The sequence below is a fragment of the Micromonospora sp. NPDC049580 genome (assembly GCF_040675595.1).
Classification (GTDB): Bacteria; Actinomycetota; Actinomycetes; order Mycobacteriales; family Micromonosporaceae; genus Micromonospora.
The window spans coordinates 1-9,311 of the sequence record NZ_JBFAPG010000235.1 but is presented as its reverse complement, the minus strand read 5'-3'; the positions used below and the strand labels follow the sequence as shown (position 1 = coordinate 9,311).

General features: G+C 69.0%; 10 protein-coding genes, 1 tRNA gene and 1 pseudogene. 2 read left to right on the top strand and 10 right to left on the bottom strand.

The window, feature by feature from the left end; genetic code table 11:
* Positions 1 to 78 precede the first annotated feature (78 nt).
* On the bottom strand, positions 79 to 264 hold the full coding sequence (locus AB0J68_RS19110; protein WP_145796076.1) for a hypothetical protein: 186 nt from the start codon (positions 262 to 264) through the stop codon (positions 79 to 81).
* Between the two features lie 725 nt (positions 265 to 989).
* Here AB0J68_RS19110 and AB0J68_RS19105 point away from each other — a divergent pair.
* Positions 990 to 1,293: pseudogene (locus AB0J68_RS19105) on the top strand (transposase); the annotation flags it as partial.
* Between the two features lie 7 nt (positions 1,294 to 1,300).
* Here the strand turns inward: AB0J68_RS19105 and AB0J68_RS19100 are convergent.
* From AB0J68_RS19100 to AB0J68_RS19085, 4 genes are all read right to left on the bottom strand, one after another.
* Positions 1,301 to 1,636, bottom strand: a complete 336-nt coding sequence (locus tag AB0J68_RS19100; RefSeq protein ID WP_363939688.1) for a hypothetical protein — start codon at positions 1,634 to 1,636, stop codon at positions 1,301 to 1,303.
* Positions 1,633 to 2,778 (bottom strand): hypothetical protein, encoded by a 1,146-nt coding sequence (locus AB0J68_RS19095; protein ID WP_363939686.1) that lies wholly within the window; start codon positions 2,776 to 2,778, stop codon positions 1,633 to 1,635. The genes AB0J68_RS19100 and AB0J68_RS19095 overlap by 4 nt, the downstream gene beginning before the upstream one ends.
* A gap of 242 nt (positions 2,779 to 3,020) precedes the next feature.
* Positions 3,021 to 3,185: a hypothetical protein gene (locus tag AB0J68_RS19090; RefSeq protein WP_363939684.1), complete on the bottom strand. Its 165-nt coding sequence runs from the start codon at positions 3,183 to 3,185 to the stop codon at positions 3,021 to 3,023.
* Between the two features lie 5 nt (positions 3,186 to 3,190).
* Complete coding sequence (locus AB0J68_RS19085; protein ID WP_363939682.1) at positions 3,191 to 3,973, bottom strand: hypothetical protein; 783 nt, start codon at positions 3,971 to 3,973, stop codon at positions 3,191 to 3,193.
* 44 nt (positions 3,974 to 4,017) lie between these two features.
* Here AB0J68_RS19085 and AB0J68_RS19080 point away from each other — a divergent pair, with 44 nt between their 5' ends.
* Positions 4,018 to 4,644, top strand: a complete 627-nt coding sequence (locus AB0J68_RS19080) for a site-specific integrase (RefSeq protein ID WP_363939680.1) — start codon at positions 4,018 to 4,020, stop codon at positions 4,642 to 4,644.
* A gap of 51 nt (positions 4,645 to 4,695) precedes the next feature.
* Here AB0J68_RS19080 and AB0J68_RS19075 read toward each other — a convergent pair.
* From AB0J68_RS19075 to scpB, 5 genes are all read right to left on the bottom strand, one after another.
* A tRNA-Pro gene (locus tag AB0J68_RS19075) sits at positions 4,696 to 4,769 on the bottom strand.
* A gap of 188 nt (positions 4,770 to 4,957) precedes the next feature.
* Positions 4,958 to 6,361 (bottom strand): ribosome biogenesis GTPase Der, encoded by a 1,404-nt coding sequence (der, locus tag AB0J68_RS19070; RefSeq protein WP_354859389.1) that lies wholly within the window; start codon positions 6,359 to 6,361, stop codon positions 4,958 to 4,960.
* Positions 6,358 to 7,038, bottom strand: coding sequence for a (d)CMP kinase (gene cmk / locus AB0J68_RS19065; RefSeq protein WP_363939677.1), 681 nt, complete (start codon positions 7,036 to 7,038; stop codon positions 6,358 to 6,360). The genes der and cmk overlap by 4 nt, the downstream gene beginning before the upstream one ends.
* Positions 7,039 to 7,234: 196 nt before the next feature.
* Positions 7,235 to 8,005 carry a pseudouridine synthase gene (locus tag AB0J68_RS19060; protein ID WP_234581858.1) on the bottom strand — a complete coding sequence of 257 codons (771 nt, stop codon included), beginning with the start codon at positions 8,003 to 8,005 and terminating at the stop codon, positions 7,235 to 7,237.
* Positions 7,992 to 8,870: an SMC-Scp complex subunit ScpB gene (gene scpB, locus AB0J68_RS19055; RefSeq protein ID WP_363939676.1), complete on the bottom strand. Its 879-nt coding sequence runs from the start codon at positions 8,868 to 8,870 to the stop codon at positions 7,992 to 7,994. The genes AB0J68_RS19060 and scpB overlap by 14 nt, the downstream gene beginning before the upstream one ends.
* Between the last annotated feature and the right edge of the window lie 441 nt (positions 8,871 to 9,311).

Genomic DNA, 9,311 nt, shown 5'->3' with positions numbered 1-9,311 from the left:
GGCCGGCCGGTGACCGCCGGCCCGGACGGTTCGCCGCGCGGTGGCCGAGGCACCCTGCCCGGCTCGGCCGGCGGTCGATCACGGCGACGTGGCGGGCCTGGCCTTCTGCGGGTGGATCGTCTCCTGCCGGGCGAGCATCGCGACGAACTCGCCGATCTTCCGCTGGCGGGTCTCCGCCCGTTTGACGGCGGGCAGGAAAGCTAGTACTCCCAGCAGGACATCCGTTCTGACCTGCTGTGGCGGTGTGGTTTTGTCCGTGGGCATGGAGCAGCCACCGCTGAGTCTCGTGGTTGTGTGGACCAAAGATACGGCGGTGGCCAGCCTCAACCACCTTCGAAGACGACCCACCGAGATTGCTCGCTACGTCGGCAGTACAGCACCTGAACCGCCTCCCGGCGGCCCATCTAAGCTGGGCCGCGGCGTTCGCTCGCTGCAGTGCGCTGCGGCCAAGCTCGTCGCGACGCGCCTTCCGCGGCGCCGACCCGGCATCAAACGAGTGACTTGAACCCAAGACAACCTCTTGTCGAGCCTCGTTCAGGGCTTGTCATTGCTTGTCAGAACCCCTTGTTACCGTCCGTAACCAAATCGAGCCTGTCGTTGATTGTCAAAAATAGGCTTTGGGCTGCACATACGCGATCAAACACTGGTCACTTCTTGTCACTGATTGTCAACGGCAGACGGGGGTTTTCGGGGGGTAAACGGGGGCCCGGCAAACAGGACAGTGCTGGGTCCCACCGCGCCCCGCTCCCCCACCATCGGGGACGTGCCGTCACCAGGAAGCAGCGTGCGCCTGCCCGTCGCGACTCGCCTACCCCGGGCAAGGGGCTCGTGTCGGTGGACCGCCGCGGAGTAAGCGGCACGGCCACCCGTTCGCGCTAAAGGTGTTGGACCTCGCCGTTGACGTGAACCTACTCGAGCAGCCGATCAAGCGTCTGTTCGATCCGTCGGACGACGCGGTCGACGTGCTGGTATGACCGGCCGGGCGAGCGGCATTGGCCGTGGCGTTGGAGTCGGGCCGAAGTTCGTGGACGGCGCCCTTGGACGCGCAGCGGCTGGCGCCTGGTGATGACGCGGCCACCGTCACCGCTGGGGCAGCTGCGAGACATCGTGGGGCGGCTGATCGCGCCCGGGCAGTGGCGGCCCGGGTAGCTGGAGATCCTGGTCGTGGCCGACGCCGGCTACGACGCGCCCCGGCTGGCGTTCCTCTTGCGTGAATTGCCCGTGCAGATCCTCGCGAGGATGCGCTCAGACCGGGTACTGCGCCGGGCCGTGCCACCTCGGCAGCCCGGGACGATCGGCTTCAGACAGGCGGCCGAGGCATCTCCCAGACCCGCTCGAACTCCCCGGCCACCTGCGGCCACACCAGCGCAAGACCGTCCGCTACCGAACGGATCTCTGCGGCCTGCGGTCCGCAGATGACGAACTCGTGCGGGATCAGGCGGCCCGACTGGTCCTTACGCCCCAGCGGATCTGCGATGCGTAACGCCACCCTGTCCCCGAAAGGGTGGCAGATCTCCGGCGCATCGCCGGTGCCCGCGAAAGCGGCTTCGTACTCCGGAAGAGGGTCCGGGAACCCGCCGGTGAGCAGGAAACGAAAACCCCACGCTCGGCCGCGGGTGGCCCAGATGAGGCTCATCGCACGCTCCGGAGCAGGATCTGGTTCTCCTCTCCCTTCTCCAGGTCTATCCGGAAGCCCGTCAGTGTGGCCGAGAGAAACTCTTTCTTGGACAGCGCCTCGGCATTGACTGCCCGGAGCTTGTCCCCGGCCAGTTTCGCCGCGCTGCTCATGAGGTCCGGGCCGACGAGATTCATCAGCAGACCCAGCGGGCCGGGCAGTTTGGTCTTGGCCAACAGCGCGAGTGCCAGATCGTCGGCACGACCGAGTAAGCCCTCGAACAAGCGTGCTGGGAGCTCTGTCAACTCGTGCCACCGGTGATGCCGCTCGAACGGCAGGACGGCGGCCAGCGGCAGGATCAGATCCAACCCGACACGCTCGGTCACCGCGATTTTTCCCGGCTCGAACTTCGCCGACGAGAGCAGCACGAAGTCCTCGCCCACCGACAGTGCCTCGCGGCCCTCTACCAGCCCGGCGATCGCCTCGCGCAGCTGCTCGAGGTCGTCGCATGCCTTGGCTACGAGCAGATCACGGAACCTGTACACGTCCATGTCCGGCAGGAGGTCGGCCTTGGACAGCGCCATCACCCAAATCCGAGGGAACTGGGCGAGCGGCTTGCCGTCCTCCAGCAGCTCGTCACGTAGCGACAGCACGCCGTTGCGGAGATTGCCGAACAGAGACTTGAGGTACCGATCCTCCTCGCCCGCGTTGTCGAGCAGCCTCTGGCCGTCGACCAGCAGCAGGGCGACATCCGAGCTCAGCAAGGACCGGAAGGTGTCGGCGCGACGCTGGGCCTCCTCCGGGCTCTGCACGGACTGCTCGAACCACTCCCCCGGATAGTCGTGCCAGACCACCCGCAGCACGTCGAACGGCCGGGACTTCGCCGCCGCGGGATCTGATCCGTCCTTCATCTGCACCTTGAAGGCGTACGACGTGGCGGCAAAGCGTGTGGTGAGCGGCAGCGTTCCCTCGTCCTTCATGCCGAGGTAGTTCTTGTGCAGCCGGTTACCCTGGCCGATGTCTTCCGCTAGGACGTGGAAGAGGCTCCTCTTCAGATACTTCGGCTCCTGCGTGCCACCGTAGAACGACGAGAGCAGAACGGTCTTTCCGCTACCACTCTCCCCAAACACCGCAATGTGCTGCTCGAACGCCCTCGGCTGCATGCGAGGACCTTACGCGAACCGGCGATCATCGTGGTGCACCGACCAAGGGGCCGGCGCATCGGAAAGAGGGCGAGGTGACATCTGAGATGGCTGCCCTGTGGGCGGGCTGGAATGATGTCGCTGTGCCCAAGCCTTAACCCCGAGAGTTCCGATGACGTCGTGCATGTCTCGTGACCGCGAGCGGGGAGTGACCATGGAACCTTTGCCAGCTCGTTCCTGCAGGGTCGACTGGCCAGGTGCCGTTAGCTGCCCTGGCGATAGCCGCGGTACAGCGCACGCGCGCGCGACGCGACGGTCTGCGGAGTCAGCCGGTCCCGGACATCGAGCAGATACCCGACCGGTGAGGTTTGTTTCGCAGACCTGCGCGCGGCCGAGACGCTCCACCACGCGCCGCCCACCGTTGCCACCACGCCTACGGTCGTGGCGGCGACAGGCACGTTGTCCGTGAGCGCTGCCACGGTCGCCGGAGGCGTAAACGAGCCCGCAAGCAGCAGCGACCTCGTTGGCTCCATCCGATGCAGCGCCAGACCTCGCTCGAGCTTCTTGAGTGGAACCTCAATGGTCTGCGTGACGTGTTCTGCGAAGGCTTCCAACCTCTGTCGGTCGTAAGCGATCCCGGCGAGCGTCGATAGCTCCTGCTGTTGGCCAGCAACGTACTCGCGAAAAGCTTGCAATTCCTCCTCAAGGTCGGTGCGGCACCGAAGATGGCCTCTGGTGAGACATCGTCGAGGTTGCCAGGCCGCACGTAGTTGAGCGCGAGCGAGACATAGGTGTGGACGCCATTGCCTTCCAGGCGCGGAGCCTCCTTGGCGTCCTCGGTGTCACCGCTGACGCCAAGGAGCCGCAGCGCGGCCGCAACATTGCCGTTCACCGTTGCTCGCCTAAAATCCGCTTGGTCGGTCAGCGGGTTGTAGCCAGCTTCCTGGCCGACGCGACGCGCCACCACGGTCATGTAGGCGCCGGCCAGCGTCGGATGCAACCCGATCCACTCGGCCATCACCGCCCCACGATGAGGTGTTTCGGGCAGCATCGCTCGTCCCTGTTGCGCCAAGCCCATATCGCACAACTTGGCGAGGAGCCGCTCAGGGAACTTCGCAATATGGATCCAGCCGAGAGCCGGCACGTCAGGCCCAAGGTCACCAAACGGTACGCCGTCGAAGTCGGCTAGCGCGCGTTCGACGCTGAACTCGCGCACGAGATCTTCGCTGTGGCGGCGATCTGGCGGACGTCGTCGACCTCATGCTCGCCACCGGTGCCCGCATCGGCGAGATCCTCGCCCTGCGATGGGAGGACCTGAACCTCGGCGCCGAACGCCCCACCCTGACGATCTGCGGCACGCTCGTCTTCGTCAAAGGCCAGGGCGTCTTCCGCCAACCCTGGACCAAGAGCGACGCCGGCTGGCGGATGGTCGTGCTGCCCCGGTTCGCCGTCGGCATGATCATGGCCCGCAAGCTCGTCGCCGCCGACAACCCCCTCGACGCGATCTTCGCCTCCCGACGCGGCACCTGGCTGTCACCCAACAACGTCCGCCGTCAGTGGCGTGAGGCTCGCGCCGACACCGACCTCGCCTGGGTCACCCCGCACACCTTCCGCAAGACCGTCGCCACCCTCATCAAGGAAGAGACCGACACGAAGAGCGCCGCAGCACAGCTTGGACATTCCAGCGAGGAGGTCACCGCTACGTACTACATCGCCAAGCCCGCCCAAGCCCCGGACGTCTCGGACATCCTTGAACGACTCGGCGCCGACCGCAATGAGCAGCGGGGGCCCGCAGCCCACGAAGCCCAACGATGCACAGGGATGACAAACCTGGTTGCCGACCCCAGTAAACGGGGGGTTTTCGGGGGGCGGTTCAAAACCCCATAGATAAACTTAAAGCCCTGACCAGCGTTTCCGCTGGTCAGGGCTTTAAGTCTGTCGGGACGGCCGGATTCGAACCGACGACCCCTTGACCCCCAGTCAAGTGCGCTACCAAGCTGCGCCACGTCCCGCCCCCGCAAGGGTTTCCCCTGCGACAGCCGGTACAGCTTAGCGCAGCGCCTGCCGGTCGGCCGCACAGGCCCCACCCGGGTCGTGCGGGTCGCGAACCACCGCACACCGCCTAGAGCGTCCTAGGAGGGTGGGGTAGGGAAATGCCGGATGGCCTCGGAGGACCATCCGGCATTTTGGGCGTGCAGGGTCAGCCGTGCGCCTTGCCTCGGCCGCCGGGGCCGAGCTTCTTGCGGGGGCGTACCGAGATCTCGATGGGGCTGCCCTCGTACCCGAACTCCTCGCGGAGCTTGCGCTCGACGAAGCGCTGGTATCCGGCGTCCAGCGGGCCGGTGGTGAAGAGCACGAACCGCGGCGGCGCCACCCCGGCCTGGGTGGCGAACAGGATGCGTGGCGCGCGTCCGCCGCGCACCGGGTGCGGGGTGGCCTGCACCAGCGCGGTCAGCCACTGGTTGAGGTGCGCGGTCGGCACCCGGGTCTCCCAGCTGGCGAGGGCCTTGTTCAGGGCCGGCGCCAGCTTGTCCACCGCGCGGCCGGTCATCGCCGACAGGTTCAGCCGGATCGCCCAGGGGATGCGGCGCAGCTCCCGGTCGATCTCCTTGTCCAGGTAGTACCGGCGGTCGGCGTCGACCAGGTCCCACTTGTTGAACGCGATGACGAGCGCCCGGCCCGCCTCGGTCACCATCGTCAGGATCCGCTGGTCCTGCTCGCTGATCGGCTCGCTGGCGTCCAGCAGCACCACGGCCACCTCGGCGGCCTCGATCGCGCCGGCGGTACGCAGGCTGGCGTAGTACTCGGTGCCGCTGGCCTTGCCGACCCGCTTGCGCAGACCGGCCGTGTCGACCAGCTGCCAGGTCTGACCGCCGATGTCGACCAGACTGTCCACCGGGTCCACAGTGGTGCCGGCGACCGAGTCGACGACCGCCCGCTCCTCGCCGGAGAACCGGTTGAGCAGGCTGGACTTGCCCACGTTCGGCCGACCGACCAGCGCCACCCGGCGCGGCCCGCGCGGCCGGTTCTCCACGATCTCCGGGGCCTCCGGCAGCGCGGCGAGGATGGCGTCCAACAGGTCACCGGAGCCGCGTCCGTGCAGCGCGGACACCGGGAACGGCTCGCCGAGGCCGAGCGACCACAGCGAGGTGGCCTCCATCTCGATGGCGGTGTTGTCGGCCTTGTTCGCCACCAGGATCACCGGCTTGGCGCTGCGCCGCAGCATCTTCACCGCGGCCTCGTCCACGTCCGTGGAGCCCACCATGGCGTCGACCACGAAGAGGACCACGTCGGCGGTGACCACTGCCGTCTCGGCCTGCGCCGCGATGGCCGCGGCCCGGTCCTTCGCGTCCGGTTCCCAACCGCCGGTGTCCACCACGGTGAACGACCGGCCGTTCCACTGCGCGTCGTACGGCACCCGGTCGCGGGTCACGCCGGGGACGTCCTCGACGACTGCCTGTCGACGGCCGATGATCCGGTTGACCAGGGTGGACTTGCCCACGTTCGGACGACCCACCACGGCCACCACCGGCTGCGGGCCGGTCGGCTCCTCGACGGCGACGTCGGGCTCGCGCAACTCAACCCATCCACCTGGATCGCTCATGCCACGCCCCGCTCGGTGAGCAGGTCACGCAGCCGGAGCACGACCTCGTCGATGCCCAGCTCGGTCGTGTCCAGTACGACGGCGTCCGGCGCCTGGGCCAACGGGTTGACCTTGCGGGTCGAGTCGAGCCGGTCCCGGCGGGCCAGGTCGGCGGCGGTGGCCGCCACGTCGGCGGCGTCCTCGGCGCTGCGCCGGGCGGCACGGGCCGCCTCGGAGGCGGTGAGGAAGACCTTCAGGTCGGCGTCCGGCGCCACGACCGAGCCGATGTCGCGACCCTCGACCACCATCCGACCGGCGTTGACGATCATCTCGCGCTGTCGGGCGACCAGCAGCTCACGGACCGCCGGCACCGCGGCGACGGCGGAGACCGCCCCGGTCACCTCGGGGCCACGGATGTCCGTGTCCACGCTCACACCGTCGACGGTCACGCCGTACCCCTGGGGGTCGGTGCCGATGCGCAGGTCCACCTCGCCGGCCACCTTCGCCACCGACGCGGCGTCCGTGAGGTCCACGCCGGAGCGCAGCACGGCCCACGTGATCGCCCGGTACATCGCCCCGGTGTCCAGGTAGCGCGCGCCGATGGCGGCGGCGAGCCGCCGCGACACGGTGGACTTACCCGAACCGGACGGCCCGTCCACAGCGACCACACGTCGCCCGGCCCGTACGTTTTCCTCCACCGTGTCCTCCTCAGCCCGTACCTCACGGATCGCCCGGTGCTCTGGCGCCGCAAGCGGTTTGTCAATCGTCATCAATCATGCCCGGGGTCCGTGGCGGACCCACGCGCGCCGCCGCCCGAGGCGACCCACGCCACCTCCGGCGGCCGCGTTCCGGCCGTCGCGAGCCTACCGGCAGCCGTACCCCGAACCTCGGGGGTCAGTCACCCACCGCGTTGAACAGGGCGGCGACCTCCGCGTTGGTCAGGCGCCGGAGACGCCCGGTGCGCAAATCGCCCAACCGGATCGGACCGATGGAGGTACGCACCAGACGGGTGACCGGGTGCCCGACCTCGTCCATCAACCGCCGGACGATGTGCTTGCGCCCTTCGTGCAGGCTCAGCTCCACCTGGGCGCTCTTGCCCAGGGTGCCCACCACCTTGAACGAGTCGACCTTGACCGGTCCGTCCTCCAGCTCGACACCCGCGAGGAGCCGCTTGCTGAGGTTGCGCGGGATCGGCCCGACCACCTCGGCCAGGTAGGTCTTCAGCACCTCGTACGAGGGGTGCATGAGTTTGTGCGCGAGGTTGCCGTCGTTGGTGAGCAGCAGCAGGCCCTCGCTGTCCGCGTCGAGCCGCCCGACGTGGTAGACCCGCTGATCCAGCCGTCTGCCGATGAAGTCGGCCAGCTCGGTGCGTCCCTTCTCGTCCGCCATGGTGGTGACCACCCCACGCGGCTTGTTCATCGCCACGTAGACCAGGCGGATGTCGACCTGCAGGCGCTCGCCGTCCACGTGGATCACCGCAGTGGCCGGGTCGACCTTGTCGCCGAGCTTCGCGACCCGCCCGTCCACGGTCACCCGGCGTCGGAAGATCAGGTCCTCGCAGGCACGCCGGGAGCCCACGCCGGCGGCGGCGAGCACCTTCTGCAGGCGCTCCGCCCCCTCGTAGACGGGGGCGTCGGATTTCGGGGAACGGTTATCGGGTCGCATCAGCAAGCTCTTCTACGTCGTCGGGCAGGAAGGGTGCGAGAGGTGGCAGCTCGTCGACGGTGTTCAGCCCGAGCTTCTCCAGGAACAGCGTGGTGGTCCGGTAGAGGAACGCCCCGCTGTCCGGTTCGGCGCCGCACTCCTCAACGAGGCCGCGGGTGACCAGCGTACGGACGACGCCGTCGCAGTTGACACCCCGGATGGCCGAGATCCGCGACCGGGTCACCGGCTGCTTGTACGCGACCACGGCCAGAGTCTCCAACGCCGCCTGGGTCAGCCGCACGGACTGCCCGTCCAGGACGAACCGCTCGACGTACGTAGCGTATTCCGGCCGGGTGTACAACCGCCAACCGCCCGCAGCCCTGCGCAGCTCGAACCCGTGCCCGGCGGCCGTGTAACCGGCGGCGATCTCGTCGAGCATCGGCCCGATCCGCTCGGCCGGCTGCTCCAACACCTGAGCCAGGACCAGCTCGCTGACCGGTTCGTCCACCACCAGCAGGATCGCCTCCAGCGCGCCGCGCAGCTCGGCGTCCGGCAGGTCGGGCGCGGGCTCCGGCGCGGCCGTCACCCGCCGCCGCCCCACAACCTCCCGCCGAGGTACGCCCCCAGCCCGCTCCCCCACCTGAGCCGCAGGAGTCTCGGCCACCCCGACCGCCTCACGAGGCTCGGAGGGCTCGCCCGACTCGGCGGACTCGGCAGACCCGGCGGATCCGGCGGACTCGGCGGATCCGGCGGACTCGGCGGACTCGGCGGACTCGGCGGACTCGGCGGACTCGGCGGACTCGGCAGACTCGGCAGACTCGGCAGAGATCTTGGAGGACTGCGGCCCCTGGAGGGGCGACTTGCCTCCAAGATCTTCGGCGGACATCGGCGGGACGGTGACCGCCCCAGGTGCGTCTGCGGGTTGGTCGGTGTCGCGTTCTCCGTCGACCGCGACGGCGCTGGGAGCCGCGGGGACCGTGCGGGTGTCGGGCTGCGCGGGCGCTTCGGGTGCACCGGCGGACGCGGGAGCGGCGGCAGCCTCGGCAGGTTCAGCAGCGTCGGGAGTCTCAGCAGCGTCGGAGGGCTCGGCAGCGTCGAAAGACTCAGCAGCCTCGGGCGCCTCGGCGGGGGTTGGGGCCGGTGGGCGGGGACGATTCCACGGCGGGACCCAGGCGGCGGCCTGGTCGGCCAGGGAGTCCCGGCGTTCCTCGTCACTCATCCCGCTCACCCTCCGTCGTTCCCGTTCCGCCCGCGCCCGCGGACTCCGCGCCGGCCTCCCCCGCCGATCCAGGCCCGGCCTCCGCCGTCGGCTCCGGCCCCGAGGGCG

Bases quoted from the DNA above. Each gene is read 5' to 3' on its own strand.
- AB0J68_RS19110 (WP_145796076.1), bottom strand. From the start codon at position 264: ATGCCCACGGACAAAACCACACCGCCACAGCAGGTCAGAACGGATGTC.
- AB0J68_RS19100 (WP_363939688.1), bottom strand. From the start codon at position 1,636: ATGAGCCTCATCTGGGCCACCCGCGGCCGAGCGTGGGGTTTTCGTTTC.
- AB0J68_RS19095 (WP_363939686.1), bottom strand. From the start codon at position 2,778: ATGCAGCCGAGGGCGTTCGAGCAGCACATTGCGGTGTTTGGGGAGAGT.
- AB0J68_RS19080 (WP_363939680.1), top strand. From the start codon at position 4,018: ATGCTCGCCACCGGTGCCCGCATCGGCGAGATCCTCGCCCTGCGATGG.
- der (WP_354859389.1), bottom strand. From the start codon at position 6,361: ATGAGCGATCCAGGTGGATGGGTTGAGTTGCGCGAGCCCGACGTCGCC.
- AB0J68_RS19060 (WP_234581858.1), bottom strand. From the start codon at position 8,005: ATGCGACCCGATAACCGTTCCCCGAAATCCGACGCCCCCGTCTACGAG.
- scpB (WP_363939676.1), bottom strand. From the start codon at position 8,870: ATGTCCGCCGAAGATCTTGGAGGCAAGTCGCCCCTCCAGGGGCCGCAG.